Origin of the sequence: Streptococcus mitis, assembly GCF_905187535.1 — a bacterium.
Classification (GTDB): Bacteria; Bacillota; Bacilli; order Lactobacillales; family Streptococcaceae; genus Streptococcus; species Streptococcus mitis_BS.
Genome location: NZ_CAJJIE010000027.1, coordinates 24,519 through 42,274, shown reverse-complemented (window position 1 = coordinate 42,274; position 17,756 = coordinate 24,519). Strand labels below are relative to the sequence as shown.

Below are 17,756 nucleotides of genomic sequence, written 5' to 3'. Positions count from 1 at the left end.
AAATCAGAGGAGGTGGGTTATGATTCAGAAACATGTGATTCCCATTTTAGAGTTTGACGACAATCCTCAGGCGGTCATCATGCCTAATCACGAGGGGTTGAATTTGCAGTTGCCCAAGAAGTGTGTCTATGCTTTTTTAGGTGAGGAGATTGACCGTTATGCGAGGGAAGTAGGGGCGGACTGTGTGGGCGAATTCGTTTCTGCCACCAAGACCTATCCAGTCTATGTTGTGAACTATAAGGGCGAGGAAATTTGTCTGGCTCAGGCTCCTGTGGGTTCTGCCCCAGCGGCCCAGTTTATGGATTGGTTGATTAGCTATGGTGTGGAGCAGATAATTTCCACTGGAACCTGTGGTGTGCTAGCTGATATAGAGGAGAATGCCTTTCTCGTCCCTGTTCGGGCTTTACGAGATGAGGGTGCCAGTTACCACTATATGGCGCCTTCTCGTTATATGGAAATTCAGCCAGAGGCTATTGCTGCCATTGAGCGAGTTTTGGAAGCCAAAGGGATTCCCTATGAGGAAGTCATAACCTGGACGACAGATGGCTTTTACCGAGAAACGGCTGAAAAGGTAGCTTATCGCAAGGAGGAAGGCTGTGCTGTTGTGGAGATGGAGTGTTCTGCACTTGCGGCAGTAGCTCAATTGCGTGGCGTTCTCTGGGGAGAGTTGTTGTTTACAGCAGATTCTCTTGCTGACTTGGACCAGTACGACAGTCGTGACTGGGGTTCAGAAGCTTTCGAAAAGGCCTTGGAACTCTGTCTTGAGATTGCCTTTCAGATCTAGCTACTCTTCTTCTTTTTATGGTACAATGGATGTATGTTATTCAAATTATTTGTGAAAAAAATTGAAAGAGCCTTGGGTGGACTTTCACCAGCTCGTCGGATTTTTTTAAGTTTCGCTGGAGTTATTTTTATAGGTTCTCTTTTTTTGAGCTTACCTTTTGTTCAGGTAAGTGGTTCGCAGGCTACTTATTTTGACCATCTCTTTACGACGGTGTCTATGGTCTGTGTGACTGGCCTTTTTACGCAACCAGTGGCTACTACCTATAATATCTGGGGGCAGTTGATTTGTATGCTCTTGATCCAGATTGGTGGTCTGGGACTCATGACTTTTATCGGGGTCTTTTATATTCAGGGGAAACAAAAGCTTAGTCTGCGTAGTCGTGAAACTATTCAGGAGAGTTTTAGTTATGGGGAAAGTAAGTCTTTGAAGTCTTTTATGCGTTCCATCTTTTTGACGACTTTTCTGGTGGAGGGTTTGGGAGCTTTTCTTCTTAGTTTCCGTTTTATTCCTGAGTTCGGCTGGGGACGAGGCATTTTCACCTCTATCTTTTTAGCCATTTCAGCCTTTTGTAATGCTGGTTTTGATAATTTCGGCAGTAGCAGTTTAGTGGCTTTTCAGACGGATCCCTTGATCAATCTGGTCATTGCTGGCTTGATTATCACGGGTGGTCTCGGCTTTATGGTCTGGTTTGACTTGGCAACCCAGTTTGACAAGAAGAAAAAACGCCGTCTACGTTTCCACACCAAGCTGGTTCTCTTCTTAACTGCAGGGATTTTGCTGTTTGGGACAGTATCTACACTCTTTACGGAATGGCACAATCCAGGAACCATTGGCAATCTCAGTGTTCCAGAGAAAGTGCTGGTTAGTTTTTTCCAAACCGTCAGCATGAGAACGGCTGGTTTTGCCTCTATTGACTACACCCAAGCTCGGCCTGTGACCCTGTTTATCTATATCCTACAGATGTTTCTGGGTGGGGCGCCTGGAGGAACGGCTGGGGGGCTCAAGATTACGACCTTCTTTGTCTTGTTGGTCTTTGCTCGTAGTGAGTTGCTGGGTTTACCTCATGCCAATGTTGCGCAGAGAACTATTGAGGCTCGAACAGTTCAAAAATCCTTTAGTGTCTTCATTATCTTTTTGATGACCTTCTTGTTGGGCTTGGTGTTGTTGGGAATTACGGCAGAAGGAACACCGCGATTTATCTACCTTATGTTTGAGACCATTTCAGCTCTTGCGACAGTTGGGGTAACGGCAAATCTGACACCAGAATTGGGCAAGCTAGCTCTCAGCATTGTCATGGTGCTCATGTTTATTGGCCGTATCGGTCCCTTGACCTTGCTGGTTAGTCTAGCGGATTACCAGCCTGATAAGAAAGATTTGATTCAGTATATGAAAGCAGATATTAGTATTGGATAAGAAAGGAAGAATGATGTCAGATCGTACGATTGGAATTTTAGGCTTGGGGATTTTCGGGAGTAGTGTCCTGATGGCCCTTGCCAAGCAAGATATGAATATCATTGCTATTGACGACCACGCCGAGCGTATCAATCAATTTGAGCCAGTTTTGGCGCGTGGAGTTGTGGGCGATATTACAGACGAGGAACTCCTCAGAACTGCAGGAATTGATACCTGTGATACGGTTGTAGTGGCAACAGGGGAAAATCTGGAATCGAGTGTGCTTGCAGTTATGCATTGTAAGAGTCTAGGGGTACCAAGGGTTATTGCCAAGGTCAAAAGCCAGACAGCTAAGAAGGTGCTAGAAAAAATCGGTGCTGACTCGGTGATTTCACCTGAGTATGAAATGGGGCAGTCTCTAGCGCAGACCATTCTCTTTCATAACAATGTTGATGTCTTTCAGCTGGATAAAAATGTGTCTATCGTGGAGATGAAAATTCCGAGTGTCTGGGCAGGTCAAAGCCTGAGCCAGCTAGATCTACGTGGCAAATACAACCTCAATGTCCTAGGATTTCGTGAACAAGAAAATTCACCCTTGGATGTCCAGTTTGGCCCTAATGATCTCTTGAGGGCAGATGCCTATATCTTGGCAGTAATAAATAACCAGTATCTAGATGACTTGGTAGAATTAAATTCGTAAGGAGGGGAATCCCCTCTTTTTTGATGCTCAAAATAGCAAATAGAGATAGCAACCCTTGTATTCTAGTAAAAGTCCTTCAGAAGCTGGACTTTATGGTAGAATAGAAAGAAGTGACAAGAGAGAAAGAAAAAATCAGTCCCCTAAAGGAGTAGATTATGAAGTTATTGTCTATCGCCATTCCTAGCTATAATGCCGCAGCCTATCTTCATTACTGTGTGGAGTCGCTAGTGATTGGTGGTGAGCAAGTTGAGATTTTGATTATCAATGATGGGTCTCAGGACCAGACTCAGGAAATCGCTGAGCGTTTAGCCAGCAAGTATCCTAACATCGTTAGAGCCATCTATCAGGAGAATAAGGGCCATGGCGGTGCTGTCAATCGTGGCTTGGCAGAGGCTTCTGGACGCTATTTTAAAGTAGTGGATAGTGATGACTGGGTGGATCCTCGTGCCTACTTAAAAATTCTTGAAACCTTGCAGGAACTAGAGAGTGAGGGGCAGGAGGTTGATGCCTTTGTGACTAATTTTGTATATGAAAAGGAAGGTCAGTCTCGTAAGAAGAGTATGAGTTACGAGTCAGTCTTGCCTGTTCAACAGATTTTTGGCTGGGACCAGGTCGGAAATTTCTCCAAAGGCCAGTATATCATGATGCACTCGCTGATTTACCGGACAGATTTGTTGCGAGCGAGCCAGTTCCAATTGCCTGAGCATACTTTTTATGTCGATAATCTCTTTGTCTTTACCCCCCTTCAGCAGGTTAAGACCATGTACTATCTGCCTGTCGACTTCTATCGTTATTTGATTGGGCGTGAGGACCAGTCTGTCAATGAGCAAGTGATGATTAAGCGAATTGATCAACAACTCAAGGTCAATCGACTCTTGGTAGACCAGCTTGATTTATCCCAAGTGAGTCATCCAAAAATGCGAGAATATCTGTTGAATCATATTGAGATTACGACAGTGATTTCCAGTGCCCTGCTCAACCGAGCAGGCACAGCAGAGCATCTGGCCAAAAAACGGGAGCTGTGGATCTATATTCAGCAGGAAAATCCAGAGGTCTTTCAGGCTATTCGGAAGACCATGCTCAGCCGTTTGACCAAACATTCGGTCTTGCCAGCTCGCAAACTGTCCAATGTCGTCTATCAAATCACCAAATCTGTTTATGGATTTAATTAATATAAGTATTTTATAAGAGGGATTTAAGAAAAATTTTAACTTTTTCTTAATCCTTTTTAATTTTAGGAGATTATACTAGAGTCATCAAATAAAGAAAAACTCTAAGGAGAATCCTATGAAATTCAATCCAAATCAAAGATATACACGTTGGTCTATTCGCCGTCTTAGTGTCGGTGTCGCCTCAGTTGTTGTGGCCAGTGGCTTCTTTGTCCTAGTTGGGCAACCAAGTTCTGCACGTGCCGATGTAGTCAATCCAATCCCTGCTCAAGTCGTACCAGATGCTGCTTCAGTGAGTGAAAAGAGCGACTTGCCAGCAGAACTTCTCAAAGAAGCAGTCGATACAGCTCTTCCTTCAGAACAGGCAGACTCAGCACCCAAAGCAAGCTTGGATACTACAAACTCTCCAGAGAAAGCGGATGTGGCTGCTAAAGACCAAGTAGTAGCACCTAAAGAAGAAGTGCAAGCAAAACCAGAGTCTAAGAAAGAAACAGAAGATGCGGTTAAACCTGTGACAAATCCTGCTCCTGCAGTTACTGGACAAGACCGTGAAGCAAATGAAGCTCAACCAGCAACCACTCCAGCCGAAGTTCAAAAAGGTGTGGCTGACAATACTAAAGACACAGTAGACGTTCCAGCTACATACTTGGATAAAGCCAACTTCCCAGGTCCGTTCACAGCCGGCGTCAACCAAGTCATTCCATATGAATTCTTCGCCGGAGACGGTATGTTGACTCGTCTTATCTTGAAAGCCTCAGACAAGGCTACATGGTCAGACAACGGTTCAGCTAAAAATCCAGCTCTTCCACCAGTAGAAAAATTAGGCAAAGGACTTTACTTCTATGAAGTAGACTTGGCAGGCACCCAAGGTAAATCTGATAAAGAGCTTCTAGACCTCTTGAAACAAAACGGCACTCAAAGTTACAAGGCAACTATCAAGGTTTACGGTGCTAAAGATGGCAAGGCCGATTTAAGCAACCTCGTAGCGACTAAGGATTTGGATGTCAATTTGAATGGCTTAACTACTCCAGTTGAAGTGCAAAAGGGCGTAGCTGACAATACCAAAGACACAGTAGACGTCCCAGCCACTTACTTGGATAAAGCGAATTTCCCAGGCCCATTCACAGCCGGCGTCAACCAAGTCATTCCATATGAATTCTTCGCCGGAGACGGTATGTTGACTCGTCTCATCTTGAAAGCCTCAGACAAGGCTCCATGGTCAGACAATGGTTCAGCTAAAAATCCCGCCCTTCCACCAGTAGAGAAATTGGGCAAAGGCCTTTACTTCTATGAAGTAGATTTGGCAGGCACTCAAGGAAAATCAGACAAAGACTTGCTAGACCTCTTGAAACAAAACGGTACTCAAAGTTATAAAGCTACTATCAAAGTGTACGGTGCTAAAGATGGCAAGGCAGACTTGAGCAACCTCGTAGCGACAAAAGATTTGAATGTCAACTTGAATGGCTTGACTACTCCAGCTGAAGTCCAAAAAGGCGTAGCTGATAATACTAAAGACACAGTGGATGTTCCAGCAACTTACTTGGACAAAGCGAACTTCCCAGGCCCATTCACAGCTGGTGTCAATCAAGTTATTCCATACGAATTTTTCGCTGGTGACGGTATGTTAACTCGTCTGATTTTGAAAGCTTCTGACCAGGCCCCATGGTCAGACAACGGTTCAGCTAAAAACCCCGCTCTCCCACCAGTAGAAAACTTGGGCAAAGGCCTTTACTTCTATGAAGTAGACTTGGCAGGAACTCAAGGCAAATCAGATAAAGAACTTCTAGACCTCTTGAAACAAAACGGCACTCAAAGCTACAAGGCAACTATCAAGGTATACGGTGCCAAAGATGGCAAGGCTGATTTGAGCAATCTCGTAGCGACAAAAGATTTGACAGTGAACTTGCATGGACATCAGTCTCTAATTCCGATGCAGTCAGGTTTCGTCCCATCTTCTAATGGTTCAGCTATGCCGGCTCCAATGATGAATAGTCATCAAGATGCATCTAAGATGAACGCTCAAATGCCTAGTGCCAATCAAGATGAGATGAAATCTAAAATGCCAGCTGCTAGTCAGGATAAGATGATGCCTAACAAAGAGCAGGATAAAACCATGGATGCTAGCCAGCCAATGGCAACACCAAGCATGAAACAAGATCAAGCTCCAGCAGCCTCAAGCAAAATGTCTGATGAAGGCAAGATGGTATCTAATAACAAGGTATCAAGTCCAATGATGGCTGATCAAATGAAAGACCAAAAAGACATGCTTCCATATACTGGTGAAGCCCAAACATCAATGGCTACTCTTGGTTTCTTTGGACTCGCCTTGGCCGGACTTCTAGGTGGACTCGGTTTGAAAGCTAAAAAAGAAGAAAATGACTAGTCTAGCTACAGACTTTCTATCTAGGATATGAAAAATCCAGATATCGTTTAGAATGTTCGTAAAGAGATTAAAATAGTGTTATACTATTGTGGTATAGCACTGTTTTTTTCAAAGGAGAGACAGATGGGAAAGACAATTTTACTCGTTGACGACGAGGTAGAAATCACAGATATTCATCAACGTTATCTGGTTCAGGCAGGATATCAGGTTTTGGTGGCCCATGATGGAGTAGAGGCCTTGGAAATCTTCAAGCGAAAACCGATTGATTTGATTATTACAGATATCATGATGCCTCGGATGGATGGTTATGATTTGATTAGCGAAGTTCAGTATCAATCTCCAGATCAGCCTTTTCTCTTTATCACGGCTAAGACTAGCGAGCAGGACAAGATTTATGGCCTGAGCTTAGGGGCAGATGACTTTATTGCCAAGCCATTTAGCCCTCGTGAGCTGGTTTTGCGTGTCCACAATATCTTGCGTCGCCTTCATCGTGGAGGTGAGACAGAGGTTGTCAGTCTCGGGGATTTACGGATGAATCATGGTAGCCATGAGGTCCAAGTTGGAGATGTGGCGCTTGATTTGACCGTCAAATCCTTCGAACTTCTATGGCTTTTAGCCAGCAATCCAGAGCGGGTTTTCTCTAAGACAGACCTCTATGAAAAGGTCTGGCAAGAAGACTATGTGGATGACACCAATACCTTGAATGTTCATATTCATGCTCTTCGACAGGAGTTGGCTAAACATGCTAGTTCAGAAACACCCACCATCAAAACCGTCTGGGGCTTGGGCTACAAAATTGAGAAAGCACGAGGTAGTTAATGAAATTAAAAAGTTATATTTTAGTGGGGTATGTCATTTCAACACTCCTAACGATTATCGTGGTTTTTTGGGCTGTTCAAAAAATGCTGATTGAGAAAAGCGAGATTTACTTTCTGCTTGGAATGACCATCGTTGCCAGCCTTGTCGGTGCTGGGATTAGTCTCTTTCTCCTATCGCCAGTCTTTACTTCATTGGGCAAACTCAAGGAACATGCCAAGCGAGTAGCGGACAAGGATTTTCCTTCAAATCTGGAGGTTCAAGGTCCTGTAGAATTCCAGCAATTAGGCCAAGCTTTCAATGAAATGTCCCATGATTTGCAGGCCACCTTTGATTCCTTGGAAGAAAGCGAACGAGAAAAGGGCTTGATGATTGCTCAACTTTCACATGATATCAAGACCCCCATCACTTCGATCCAAGCGACGGTAGAAGGGATTTTGGATGGGGTTATCAAGGAAGGAGAACAGGACCATTATCTAGCAACCATTGGGCGTCAGACTGAAAGACTCAATAAACTGGTTGAGGAGTTGAATTTTTTGACTCTAAACACAGCTAGAAATCAGGTGGAAACTGCCAGCAAAGACAGTATTTTTCTGGACCAGCTCTTGATTGAGTGCATGAGTGAATTTCAGTTCTTGATTGAGCAGGAGGAGCGAGATGTCCATTTGCAGGTAATCCCAGAATCTGCCCGGATTGAAGGAGATTATGCCAAGCTTTCTCGCATCTTGGTGAATCTGGTCAATAACGCTTTTAAATACTCAGCTCCAGGAACCAAGCTGGAAGTGGTGGCTAAGCTGGAGAAGAGCCAGCTTTCAATCAGTGTGACCGATGAGGGGCAGGGGATTGCCCCAGAGGATTTGGAGAATATTTTCAAACGCCTTTATCGTGTAGAAACTTCGCGTAACATGAAAACAGGTGGTCATGGCTTAGGACTTGCGATTGCGCGTGAATTGGCCCATCAATTGGGTGGAGAAATCACAGTTACTAGCCAGTACGGTCTAGGAAGCACCTTTACCCTCCTTCTTAACCTCTCTGGCAATGAAAATAAAGCTTAAAACCCCTTTACAAATCTAGCTATTCATGGTAGAATGGATTTTGTGTGAAATATCAGCAGGAAAGCATGAAGCTCGTCAACAGGTGTCTTATGATAAGTAACCTTGGCTGTTTAGGCGAAGGGCATCTGCACGAATCAGGGCTTTCTAAGTGACTATTTCCACCGAATATTATTTATATCAGGAGGACATATACATGTCACGTTATACAGGACCATCTTGGAAACAAGCTCGTCGCCTAGGCCTTTCACTTACAGGTACAGGTAAAGAATTGGCACGTCGTAACTACGTACCAGGACAACACGGACCAAACAACCGTTCTAAATTGTCAGAATACGGTTTGCAATTGGCTGAAAAACAAAAACTTCGTTTCACTTACGGTGTAGGTGAAAAACAATTCCGTAACTTGTTCGTACAAGCTACAAAAATCAAAGGCGGAATCCTAGGTTTCAACTTCATGCTTCTTTTGGAACGCCGTTTGGATAACGTTGTTTACCGTCTTGGTCTTGCGACTACTCGTCGTCAAGCTCGTCAATTCGTAAACCACGGTCACATCCTTGTTGACGGAAAACGCGTTGATATCCCATCATACCGCGTAACTCCAGGTCAAGTGATCTCAGTTCGTGAAAAATCATTGAAAGTTCCAGCTATCCTTGAAGCAGTAGAAGCTACTCTTGGACGTCCAGCATTCGTATCATTCGACGCTGAAAAATTGGAAGGTTCATTGACTCGCTTGCCAGAACGCGACGAAATCAACCCAGAAATCAACGAAGCACTTGTCGTTGAATTCTACAACAAAATGCTTTAATTTTAAGAAATATCTTACAGAAAGCCTACAACAGTGGGCTTTTTGCTTTGTCTTAAAACGTTGATTTCTGGGTTTGTCATCATTTTTGTCATCACTTATAACGAACTTACAGCTTTCTCATAAAATGAGACAGCTGTTTTTGCTTTTTCTTTGGAGAGATGACTGTAAGTGTCCATAGTCATAGCCAGTGTAGAATGACCTAATTCCTTACCAAATAGTATGGAGAATGGACTTGAACCAAGAGCGAACGCCGAGAAAATGCAAAAAAAGCACTTAGAATAATCTAAGCGCTCAAGAGTAGTGGACGGTGTGCCTGTCCCGTCATCTCATACTATGAAGTTGCGTAGCGACACTATCATTTCTACCTCACTTCTCTTTAAACTAATTATATCATAAAGGAGTAGCAGCTTGACCACTGACGAAGTAGAAAAGAAGCTAAAAAGCTATTGTAATGGTGTCCTGTGGATTGAATATTAGGATAGGAAAGTTTATAATGAAGTTAAAGTAAAGGAGGTTTCGTTTTAGATTTGATGATACCACCAAGCAAAGAGTTATTGATTTTTTATAATCAAATTGATGAGTGGGTTGACCAAGTTTATCCAGACCAAAATAAACCTTATTTATCGTTTAAGAAAGACACTCCCCACTCTATTTTAGATTTATTTGATAGTATTAAATCGAAAATTGGTTTTGATTCCCTAGAACGCAAGTTTTGAAATAATAATTATGGATAAATTAATCGTGAAAAATAAGATAATTGATGTTTATAAAATTACGAATCGTCTTGTTTCAATTACTGTTGAGAATCCTGATTTTTCAGATTTGAAAATAAATCAGTTTGTTAGAATTGGAGAAAAAGAGTATAGGGTACGTAGTGTCCCTATGATTCATTCAACTCCACCTAAATCGATCTTAGAAATAGATACATTTACGATTGACTACACTGAGGATGACTTGATGAATAAAGAGGCGGTATTTAGAAAATCGAATAGCGAATCTTAATGGATCGATAGAAATTGTAGTAATGATATGGTGTTTGTGATAAAAGACATATAAGGGATAATAGAAAATAAAGGTATTTAAAGATGATTAAAATTTCAATCAGTTTGTTGCTAGATGCGATTGAAGATAACATCAACGACGAAGAACTTCAATCTATCGATTTCGAGAGTCATATTAGAAAAATTACAAAAGAATTCCAGGGAGAAAATGGCGAATTCTTAGTAAAAGAAGAAGCGTTCGAAACGCTACCTTTGGACAGATATACAAAGGATAAAATCATTGAGCAAATAAAGCAAAATAGTCAAAATGTTTTCAAAGACGATTTTGATACCTTGTTGCAATTATATTTTTGAGCACCAAGAATAATTCAAGCACTTATTTCACACTAAATAGAAAATGACAAAGATTGATAAACAAATTATTACGATGTATAAAATAGAAGATGGAGCCTCTAAGAGGCAGTATTCTATTGTGAGTGGAGGTTGTAAAGGAATTGCAACTATCGATAAAATTACTTTGGAATATAGCTATGTTGGAGATGATTTAGGACAATTCGCTTCGTTTGTAAAAGATACTTTAAGTAAAAGCATTAAGTTAGGAAAAGAATTGCCAGATAAGTTTTCGTATGGCTTTGGATAAGTTGTGGAATATCTTATATAGGAGAATCAAGATATATTATGGCAATATTAGATGATTTACAAGCATTGTATGACAATGGTTGGGACGCTTCTTTTGATTATAAGGGTCAAGTATGTGGTATTTTTTCTAATTCTGTTTATGACATTGTAGTCGTCCTTGGAGATAATGAATATAAAGTGGCATCTTTTGATGAGTTAATTTCTTTACAGATTAATGGGAAAACTTTGCTGGAAATCATGAGTGAGGTTGAAGTACAATATGGTTGAAGTACACTAGAGAAAAAGATAGACAATAAATTCAGATGCACAGATTGAAAGTTGAGAAAAAGTGCTATAATTAAGATATGAAGGGATAGAGGTTGAGAATCTGTCACCAACGCGCCACTTATAGTGGGTCGAGAAATGCAGGAGCCCCGAAAGTCCTGCCTATCCTTGCAAATAAATCAGCCCTTAGAAACGAATCTAGGGCTTTTGTTATCTAAGCGGTAAACCTTTTGCGTAAGCTTCTTTGGCTTCGGCTAGAGTCATTTTATTTGGGCCACCGTCAATATTTATAATACCTGTATTTTGCCAACGACAGACATCACAGATGTCGTAGTCCATAACTTCAGTTCCACAAACCGGGCAATGCAACCATAAATATCCATCAATTACCCAAGTCTCTTTTGATTTATCCATATCAATCCCTCTTTCTCTATTCATTGATTGTAATTGTAATGGTATCCCAATTTTTCGATGAACCGTCAATATCAACGCACCTTTCCATCATTATACTGCAAATCGAGGGTGATTGCTAATAATTGAGTGAGTTTTCTAGATGTGGTATGATAGTATTATTAGGTAATAAAAAAGCACGTTTGACCGTGCTAGTTTCTTGCCTGCTGAACTCATCATTTTAAGTTCCTTTTTGTTACCCTTTATGTTTTCTCAACATATTTGAATTTAATAGTTTTTGAGAAAATCAAGTTAGATTTAGAGCAGGCTTAGGCCTACTTTTCTCTATCTAAATCTAGCAAGATAATAAAATACTTTAATTTTAAGAAATATCTTACAGCAAGCCTACAACAGTGGGCTTTTTGCTTTGTCTTAAAAGGTTGATTTCTGGGTTTACTTAGAGATGCTAGTAAGGTTATTTGTGTATCTAAGTCTATCTATTCCAAAAATTACACGATATTGATGATATAAATCTGGTATGATATAATATTTTGGCCCCCTCAATTTAATGAAGGGAGGTGTTGCCGATGTTAGAAATTATCATCACAATTTTTCTAGCACCCTTAGTAGTCAATATTTTGACAACATTGTTTGAGAAATGGCTTAACTCACGCAAGAAATAACCTTTAAGGGGCGATAAGCCAAAAAAACCTCAACGCTGGAACGTTGGGGCTTTTTGTTGCCTTGTTAGACAATTATCATCACTGTAGATTCATTCTAACATACAAGTTTGGATATTTCAAGCGTTTGTTTTGATCTTTCCTCAAAGTGTGTTTGTGGTTTGAGTTCATTTCACTGAAATTAGAACCCGTGTCACCAATCCCCATTTTACAGGTTAAATGATGAAAAAACTATTTTATACATCATATATAGTACAGGTGAAAAATGATGACATCGGTTAACTCGAGTGCAGTAAAGTGCAGTAAAGTGCAGAAGGGTGCAGTAGAATGCAGTAAAGTGCTAAAATTACCTGATTCAAATCAGTTTGACAAAAAAGATTGTAGGATAAGAAGAGTTTGAATTGAAATATAAGGTAGTTGATAAAAAGAAAAAACGCTTGAATGCGTTTTTCTTCTGTATTGATTCGTATTGAATGCTTACTTAACTTCTGTAAACACAACGTGTTTGCGAAGTTTTGGTGAGTATTTCTTCAATTGAAGACGGTCTGGAGTGTTACGTTTGTTTTTAGAAGTAAGGTACAAGCGTTCACCAGATTCTTTGTGTTCAAGTGTAATATTTACGCGCATGGTATCTCCCTTCTATTATTCAGCTGATGCAGCTTTAGCGATTTTACGTCCTTTGTAGTATCCTTTAAGTGATACACGGTGAGAACGTGAGTAATCTCCAGTAGTTTCGTCAAAGTTTACAGATGGAGCTGTTACTTTGTAGTGTGTACGACGTTTGTTTTTCTTCGCTTTTGAAGTGCGACGTGCAGGTACTGCCATTTTGATTTCTCCTTTAGGTATTTATATTCGATTCAATCTACTGATTTTCATCAACCATACTAGGATAACACATTTTTTTTGTAAAGTAAAGTTACTTGACAAAAAAAGATGAAAAAATTCTCCTGTCCGACACAGCAAACAGGAGAAGGTCTTAAATATCAATCTCAAATGGTTCGTCAATGGTTTCTGATACGTATTTTCCGTCTTTCTTCCGTTGCTTGACACATTCTGTGAGGAGATATTCGATTTGCCCATTGACTGAACGAAAGTCGTCTTCTGCCCATGATGCGAGTGCAGCGTATAACTTTGTTGAGAGTCGAAGGGGGATCTGCTTTTTTTTAGCTTCAGCCATCTTTAGTAAAGACTTCCTGTGTTGACAATTGGTTGTGCATCATGATTGCCACAGAGAACGACTAGGAGATTTGAAACCATGGCAGCTTTTCGTTCTTCGTCAAGCTCGACCAATTCCCCTTCATTGAGACGTTCCAGGGCCATTTCAACCATTCCTACAGCACCATCTACAATCATCTTACGGGCATCAATAATGGTAGTAATTTCTGTAGCATAAGCTAGGTAAGTGATACGTGCTTCAAGGATTTCCTAAGCAGTCATTGTCATTTGATGATTTAGCTCCTAAAAAAGGAGATTTTGTGCTAACATCACCACTTTGTCCAAGTCGAGTGTGGTTTGCAGGGTTGACTGCTACGCTGAAGGGATTGACAAAGTAAAAGCCAGGTTCTTTGATGGTACCTGTATAGTTACCAAAGAGTGTCAGAACCATAGCCTCCTGAGGTTTGACAACTTTTAAACCAGCATGAGTTAGCGTTGCAATTACGATTAGTAAAGGTCCGATAATAATTCCAAAAATGTTTTCCGAACCAACACCCATTTTAAATATAAAGATACCAAGTACGATTGTCAACTCAATGAGAATCAATGCTAATACACCATTTGGTTATGAATTGATTAGTTTTTCAGTCATAAGAATGACCTCTGTTATTTGATATCTAAATGATATCATTTTGTTTTTAAAAATTAATAGAAAGTTGACAAATAATCACTAAAAAGTTTCAGCCCAATAATTACTTATAGGAAGTGAGATTATATTGTGCTGAAATACTCTTTTATTCTTATAACTTTTACACTATAATTGTAGTTAGAAAGGAAGAGAAATGTTTGATTATAGAGCACTAGTTATTTTGATGACTTTGATGGATCATTGTGAGCTATCGTTATATGAATTATCTGTTAAGGTGAGCTTACCTATAAAGGAAGTCAAAGAAGGAATAGATTATTTAGTGCCTTATCTAGCTAATAAAGGGATAGTGCTGGATAAAAAACAAGGTCGCTATAGTTTATCAAATCGTACGAAGCAGTCTTTGACAGATATTATTAAGTCGGATGAATTGGTTTTACCAAAGTCGACTCGCTTAGCTTTAATCTATCTTTACACTTTTTGCCGATTAGATTTTATATCGAATAATCATTACCAAGACTTTTTGAAAGTAAGTAAGAATACAACCTTATCTGATATTCAATCATTAAGAAAGATTATGTTAGATAATGATTTGGAGCTAGGGTACAGTAGAGCAAAAGGTTATACTTTACACGGTTCAGAGTGGAATAAGCACCGTTTAGCTTTTCAAATGGTTAGTGAGTTGCTGGAATCCTCCATAGGGATTTGGGGGTTGGATTATGTTTTATCCAGTTGGGGGTATTCATTAACTTATGATTTGATTGATCAGGTAGTTAAAGATTATTATGAAAAGCTACAGATAGTACCTATTGTTAATCAATTAAAAGTTTGCCTTTTCGGTTTAGTATTCATTATATGTAGGTATCAAAGGGATGTTGAAAGAGTATGTCTTTCAGAGACATTAGTATCTCCTATTATTCAAGATATAACGACTATTTTATTAGATACAGTAGTTGATTTGGGAATTATAGATACGGTATTTTCAGAGGATGATTATCGCTATGTCACAGTTTTATTATCAAGTTGCTTTGAAGGTGAAGTAGATGTTGCTCCGGTTTACTTTAATCAATTAACAGAGGCTATTGTAAGTAGAATGGAAGATATTTCTTTGTTACATTTTAAACAAAGAGAAGTATTGAGAGAAAATCTTCGCCGCCACCTTATACCGGCTTACTATAGATTAAAGTTCGGCTTACCTAGCTCAAATGAATATGTGTTGCATGTTAAAGAACATTATCCTGATTTATTTGAACTAGTAAAAGATTCTTTGACTCCCTTGATGGACGCTATTGACAAGCCCATACCTGATAGTGAAACAGCATATTTTGTTATCCATTTTGGAGGATATTTAAAGAAAGCAGACAATTTGCCTCAAAAATGTTATAAAGCAGCAATTATCTGTCCTAATGGAATTAGTTCTTCATTGATGATAAAAGAGAATCTATTAGCATTATTCCCTCAAATTGAGTTTATAGGAACCTCAAAGATTGATGATTTATATGCGAAAACTAGTAGTGACTATGATATGGTTTTTTCTACTATAAAGGTGGATACAGAGAAGCCAAATTATCTAGTTTCTGTTATGATGACGGAAGAACAAACAACACAGTTAGTTGAATTGGTATCAAAAGATTTCCCAGATACAGGTTATCGAGATATTGAGCTTAATCAGATAATTAGCATAGTAAGACGATATAGTGTAATCACACAAGAATTAGAGTTAAAATTAGCATTAAAGAGGTATCTCTATCAAGAAATGAACAGAAAGGAAGTGTTACCATTGTTAGAAGAATTAATTACAAAAGAAACTTATCAGGTTAGTTCGGAAAAATTAGGATGGAAGGAGGCAATTCGTTTAGCAGCTAAACCGCTTTTGGATCAACATAAGATAACTGAGAACTACCCTGAGGCAATGATTCAAAAAGTAGAAGAGTTTGGGCCTTTTATTAATTTAGGGAAGGGAGTAGCAATTCCTCACGCTCGGCCAGATGAAGGTGTGAATGAAATAGGAATGTCAATGTTAGTTTTGGAAGAACCGATTTATTTATTGGATAATCCAGAACAAGAGGTAAGATTGTTGATTTGTATTGCAGCTATTGATAATGAGAGTCATTTAAAGGCTTTGTCACATTTAACAACAATTTTAAGAGATAAAAATCATGTTCAAACTTTAATATCATCAAAAAACTATGATGACATTGAAATGATAATTAAACAGGAGGATTAGATAATGTTAAAAATTGGTACAGCTTGTGGTTCAGGATTAGGTTCAAGTTTTATGGTACAGATGAATATTGAATCTGTATTGAGTGATTTGAATGTTTCAGATGTAGAAGTTGAACACTATGATTTAGGTGGAGCAGATCCAAATGCAGCTGATATTTGGATTGTTGGTCGTGATTTAGCTGATTCAGCTAGTCATCTTGGAGATGTTCGTATCTTAAATAGTATTATTGATATGGATGAACTACGAGAATTAATTACTAAACTTTGTGAAGAAAAAGGACTTATTTAGGAGGCTAGCGTCATGATGAAGTTCATATTGGATATTGTTAGTACACCAGCTATTTTAGTAGCTTTAATTGCAATCTTAGGATTAGTTCTTCAGAAGAAGAAATTACCTGATATTATTAAAGGTGGAATTAAGACCTTTGTTGGTTTCTTAGTTGTATCTGGTGGTGCAGGAATTGTACAAAATTCTTTGAATCCATTTGGTACCATGTTTGAACATGCTTTTCATTTATCTGGAGTTGTACCGAATAATGAAGCAATTGTAGCAGTAGCTTTAACCACATATGGCTCAGCTACTGCAATGATTATGTTTGCAGGTATGGTATTCAATATCTTAATTGCTCGTTTTACTCGATTCAAATATATCTTTTTAACAGGGCACCACACTCTATATATGGCGTGTATGATTGCGGTCATTTTATCAGTTGCTGGCTTTACAAGTTTGCCTCTTATCTTACTAGGAGGATTAGCACTCGGTATTATTATGAGTGTTTCCCCGGCATTTGTGCAAAAATATATGGTTCAATTAACTGGAAATGACAAGGTGGCTTTAGGTCATTTCAGTTCTTTGGGATATTGGTTAAGTGGTTTCACTGGTAGCCTTATCGGTGACAAATCAAAATCAACAGAGGACATTAAATTTCCAAAGAGTTTAGCTTTTTTACGTGATAGTACTGTTAGTATTACTTTATCTATGGCAGTTATTTACATTATTGTAGCTATCTTTGCAGGGTCAGAATATATAGAAAAAGAAATCAGTAATGGTACAAGTGGTCTAGTTTATGCTTTACAATTAGCAGGTCAATTTGCAGCAGGTGTATTTGTTATTTTAGCAGGTGTTCGCCTTATTTTGGGTGAAATTGTTCCAGCCTTTAAAGGTATTTCAGAGCGTCTTGTACCTAATTCAAAACCTGCTTTGGATTGTCCGATTGTTTATACTTATGCACCTAATGCAGTCCTAATTGGATTTATCTCTAGTTTTGTTGGTGGTTTAGTAAGTATGGCAATTATGATTGCTTCAGGAACGGTTGTCATCTTACCAGGCGTTGTGCCTCATTTCTTCTGTGGAGCGACTGCAGGTGTCATTGGGAATGCATCTGGTGGTGTTCGTGGAGCCACTATTGGAGCATTTTTACAAGGTATTTTAATTAGTTTTCTTCCAGTCTTTTTAATGCCAGTTTTGGGAGGACTTGGTTTCCAAGGGTCAACTTTCTCAGATGCAGATTTTGGTCTATCAGGAATTATTTTAGGAATGTTGAATCAATTTGGCTCGCAAGCAGGCATTGTTATTGGTCTTGTTCTTATTCTAGCAGTTATGTTTGGAGTATCCTTTATTAAAAAGCCATCTGCAAAGGAGGAATAAGGG

The 17,756-nt window shown here is 39.4% G+C and carries 20 protein-coding genes and 1 pseudogene; 16 read left to right on the top strand and 5 right to left on the bottom strand.

Going from position 1 to position 17,756, the window contains the following annotated elements; genetic code table 11:
* The first annotated feature begins 19 nt into the window (after positions 1-19).
* The 13 genes from JQ841_RS03320 (at position 20) to JQ841_RS03255 (ending at position 11,011) form a co-directional block, all read left to right on the top strand.
* Positions 20-784, top strand: coding sequence for a nucleoside phosphorylase (locus tag JQ841_RS03320; protein ID WP_203180106.1), 765 nt, complete (start codon positions 20-22; stop codon positions 782-784).
* Positions 785-817: 33 nt separating this feature from the next.
* A complete protein-coding gene (locus tag JQ841_RS03315; protein WP_203180105.1) occupies positions 818-2,197 on the top strand; it encodes a TrkH family potassium uptake protein in 1,380 nt (459 codons plus the stop codon).
* Between the two features lie 13 nt (positions 2,198-2,210).
* Positions 2,211-2,876, top strand: a complete 666-nt coding sequence (locus JQ841_RS03310) for a potassium channel family protein (RefSeq protein WP_049544547.1) — start codon at positions 2,211-2,213, stop codon at positions 2,874-2,876.
* Positions 2,877-3,031: 155 nt separating this feature from the next.
* Complete coding sequence (locus JQ841_RS03305) at positions 3,032-4,048, top strand: glycosyltransferase family 2 protein (protein ID WP_203180104.1); 1,017 nt, start codon at positions 3,032-3,034, stop codon at positions 4,046-4,048.
* Between the two features lie 115 nt (positions 4,049-4,163).
* On the top strand, positions 4,164-6,428 hold the full coding sequence (locus tag JQ841_RS03300) for an SSURE domain-containing protein (protein WP_203180103.1): 2,265 nt from the start codon (positions 4,164-4,166) through the stop codon (positions 6,426-6,428).
* Positions 6,429-6,551: 123 nt separating this feature from the next.
* Positions 6,552-7,247 (top strand): response regulator transcription factor, encoded by a 696-nt coding sequence (locus JQ841_RS03295; RefSeq protein WP_000520651.1) that lies wholly within the window; start codon positions 6,552-6,554, stop codon positions 7,245-7,247.
* Positions 7,247-8,299, top strand: coding sequence for a HAMP domain-containing sensor histidine kinase (locus tag JQ841_RS03290; protein WP_203180102.1), 1,053 nt, complete (start codon positions 7,247-7,249; stop codon positions 8,297-8,299). The genes JQ841_RS03295 and JQ841_RS03290 overlap by 1 nt, the downstream gene beginning before the upstream one ends.
* 193 nt (positions 8,300-8,492) lie before the next feature.
* Positions 8,493-9,104: a 30S ribosomal protein S4 gene (gene rpsD, locus JQ841_RS03285; protein WP_000092756.1), complete on the top strand. Its 612-nt coding sequence runs from the start codon at positions 8,493-8,495 to the stop codon at positions 9,102-9,104.
* 530 nt (positions 9,105-9,634) lie between these two features.
* Positions 9,635-9,820 carry a hypothetical protein gene (locus JQ841_RS03275; protein ID WP_125454834.1) on the top strand — a complete coding sequence of 62 codons (186 nt, stop codon included), beginning with the start codon at positions 9,635-9,637 and terminating at the stop codon, positions 9,818-9,820.
* 10 nt (positions 9,821-9,830) lie between these two features.
* Complete coding sequence (locus tag JQ841_RS03270) at positions 9,831-10,106, top strand: hypothetical protein (RefSeq protein WP_238395588.1); 276 nt, start codon at positions 9,831-9,833, stop codon at positions 10,104-10,106.
* A gap of 83 nt (positions 10,107-10,189) precedes the next feature.
* Positions 10,190-10,459 carry a hypothetical protein gene (locus tag JQ841_RS03265; protein ID WP_125454803.1) on the top strand — a complete coding sequence of 90 codons (270 nt, stop codon included), beginning with the start codon at positions 10,190-10,192 and terminating at the stop codon, positions 10,457-10,459.
* A 43-nt stretch (positions 10,460-10,502) separates the two neighbouring features.
* The gene (locus JQ841_RS03260) at positions 10,503-10,745 is read left to right on the top strand and encodes a hypothetical protein (protein WP_125454804.1); all 243 of its coding nucleotides are present in this window, start codon (positions 10,503-10,505) and stop codon (positions 10,743-10,745) included.
* Positions 10,746-10,783: 38 nt separating this feature from the next.
* Complete coding sequence (locus JQ841_RS03255; RefSeq protein ID WP_125454805.1) at positions 10,784-11,011, top strand: 16S rRNA processing protein RimM; 228 nt, start codon at positions 10,784-10,786, stop codon at positions 11,009-11,011.
* A 207-nt stretch (positions 11,012-11,218) separates the two neighbouring features.
* Here JQ841_RS03255 and JQ841_RS03250 read toward each other — a convergent pair whose 3' ends face one another.
* The 5 genes and pseudogenes from JQ841_RS03250 to JQ841_RS09890 all read right to left on the bottom strand — a co-directional run bounded on the left by JQ841_RS03250 (position 11,219) and on the right by JQ841_RS09890 (position 13,840).
* Positions 11,219-11,422 (bottom strand): CPCC family cysteine-rich protein, encoded by a 204-nt coding sequence (locus tag JQ841_RS03250; protein ID WP_125454806.1) that lies wholly within the window; start codon positions 11,420-11,422, stop codon positions 11,219-11,221.
* A 1,133-nt stretch (positions 11,423-12,555) separates the two neighbouring features.
* Positions 12,556-12,705: a 50S ribosomal protein L33 gene (gene rpmG, locus JQ841_RS03245; protein ID WP_001265622.1), complete on the bottom strand. Its 150-nt coding sequence runs from the start codon at positions 12,703-12,705 to the stop codon at positions 12,556-12,558.
* A gap of 15 nt (positions 12,706-12,720) precedes the next feature.
* On the bottom strand, positions 12,721-12,903 hold the full coding sequence (gene rpmF, locus JQ841_RS03240) for a 50S ribosomal protein L32 (RefSeq protein ID WP_000290417.1): 183 nt from the start codon (positions 12,901-12,903) through the stop codon (positions 12,721-12,723).
* Between the two features lie 151 nt (positions 12,904-13,054).
* Positions 13,055-13,255 (bottom strand): type II toxin-antitoxin system antitoxin, encoded by a 201-nt coding sequence (locus JQ841_RS03235; RefSeq protein WP_000796544.1) that lies wholly within the window; start codon positions 13,253-13,255, stop codon positions 13,055-13,057.
* 2 nt (positions 13,256-13,257) lie between these two features.
* Positions 13,258-13,840: pseudogene (locus tag JQ841_RS09890) on the bottom strand (SPFH domain-containing protein).
* Positions 13,841-14,075: 235 nt separating this feature from the next.
* On the opposite strand from JQ841_RS09890, the gene JQ841_RS03220 reads away from it, so the two are divergent.
* The 3 genes from JQ841_RS03220 to JQ841_RS03210 are packed head-to-tail and all read left to right on the top strand — an operon-like array spanning position 14,076 to position 17,753.
* The gene (locus JQ841_RS03220) at positions 14,076-16,106 is read left to right on the top strand and encodes a BglG family transcription antiterminator (protein WP_024056491.1); all 2,031 of its coding nucleotides are present in this window, start codon (positions 14,076-14,078) and stop codon (positions 16,104-16,106) included.
* Between the two features lie 3 nt (positions 16,107-16,109).
* A complete protein-coding gene (locus JQ841_RS03215) occupies positions 16,110-16,394 on the top strand; it encodes a PTS sugar transporter subunit IIB (RefSeq protein WP_000912476.1) in 285 nt (94 codons plus the stop codon).
* A 12-nt stretch (positions 16,395-16,406) separates the two neighbouring features.
* Positions 16,407-17,753, top strand: a complete 1,347-nt coding sequence (locus JQ841_RS03210) for a PTS ascorbate transporter subunit IIC (protein WP_024056492.1) — start codon at positions 16,407-16,409, stop codon at positions 17,751-17,753.
* Positions 17,754-17,756: the final 3 nt, after the last annotated feature.

Bases quoted from the DNA above. Each gene is read 5' to 3' on its own strand.
- JQ841_RS03320 (WP_203180106.1), top strand. From the start codon at position 20: ATGATTCAGAAACATGTGATTCCCATTTTAGAGTTTGACGACAATCCT.
- JQ841_RS03315 (WP_203180105.1), top strand. From the start codon at position 818: ATGTTATTCAAATTATTTGTGAAAAAAATTGAAAGAGCCTTGGGTGGA.
- JQ841_RS03310 (WP_049544547.1), top strand. From the start codon at position 2,211: ATGTCAGATCGTACGATTGGAATTTTAGGCTTGGGGATTTTCGGGAGT.
- JQ841_RS03305 (WP_203180104.1), top strand. From the start codon at position 3,032: ATGAAGTTATTGTCTATCGCCATTCCTAGCTATAATGCCGCAGCCTAT.
- JQ841_RS03300 (WP_203180103.1), top strand. From the start codon at position 4,164: ATGAAATTCAATCCAAATCAAAGATATACACGTTGGTCTATTCGCCGT.
- JQ841_RS03295 (WP_000520651.1), top strand. From the start codon at position 6,552: ATGGGAAAGACAATTTTACTCGTTGACGACGAGGTAGAAATCACAGAT.
- JQ841_RS03290 (WP_203180102.1), top strand. From the start codon at position 7,247: ATGAAATTAAAAAGTTATATTTTAGTGGGGTATGTCATTTCAACACTC.
- rpsD (WP_000092756.1), top strand. From the start codon at position 8,493: ATGTCACGTTATACAGGACCATCTTGGAAACAAGCTCGTCGCCTAGGC.
- JQ841_RS03275 (WP_125454834.1), top strand. From the start codon at position 9,635: ATGATACCACCAAGCAAAGAGTTATTGATTTTTTATAATCAAATTGAT.
- JQ841_RS03270 (WP_238395588.1), top strand. From the start codon at position 9,831: ATGGATAAATTAATCGTGAAAAATAAGATAATTGATGTTTATAAAATT.
- JQ841_RS03265 (WP_125454803.1), top strand. From the start codon at position 10,190: ATGATTAAAATTTCAATCAGTTTGTTGCTAGATGCGATTGAAGATAAC.
- JQ841_RS03260 (WP_125454804.1), top strand. From the start codon at position 10,503: ATGACAAAGATTGATAAACAAATTATTACGATGTATAAAATAGAAGAT.
- JQ841_RS03255 (WP_125454805.1), top strand. From the start codon at position 10,784: ATGGCAATATTAGATGATTTACAAGCATTGTATGACAATGGTTGGGAC.
- JQ841_RS03250 (WP_125454806.1), bottom strand. From the start codon at position 11,422: ATGGATAAATCAAAAGAGACTTGGGTAATTGATGGATATTTATGGTTG.
- rpmG (WP_001265622.1), bottom strand. From the start codon at position 12,705: ATGCGCGTAAATATTACACTTGAACACAAAGAATCTGGTGAACGCTTG.
- rpmF (WP_000290417.1), bottom strand. From the start codon at position 12,903: ATGGCAGTACCTGCACGTCGCACTTCAAAAGCGAAGAAAAACAAACGT.
- JQ841_RS03235 (WP_000796544.1), bottom strand. From the start codon at position 13,255: ATGGCTGAAGCTAAAAAAAAGCAGATCCCCCTTCGACTCTCAACAAAG.
- JQ841_RS03220 (WP_024056491.1), top strand. From the start codon at position 14,076: ATGTTTGATTATAGAGCACTAGTTATTTTGATGACTTTGATGGATCAT.
- JQ841_RS03215 (WP_000912476.1), top strand. From the start codon at position 16,110: ATGTTAAAAATTGGTACAGCTTGTGGTTCAGGATTAGGTTCAAGTTTT.
- JQ841_RS03210 (WP_024056492.1), top strand. From the start codon at position 16,407: ATGATGAAGTTCATATTGGATATTGTTAGTACACCAGCTATTTTAGTA.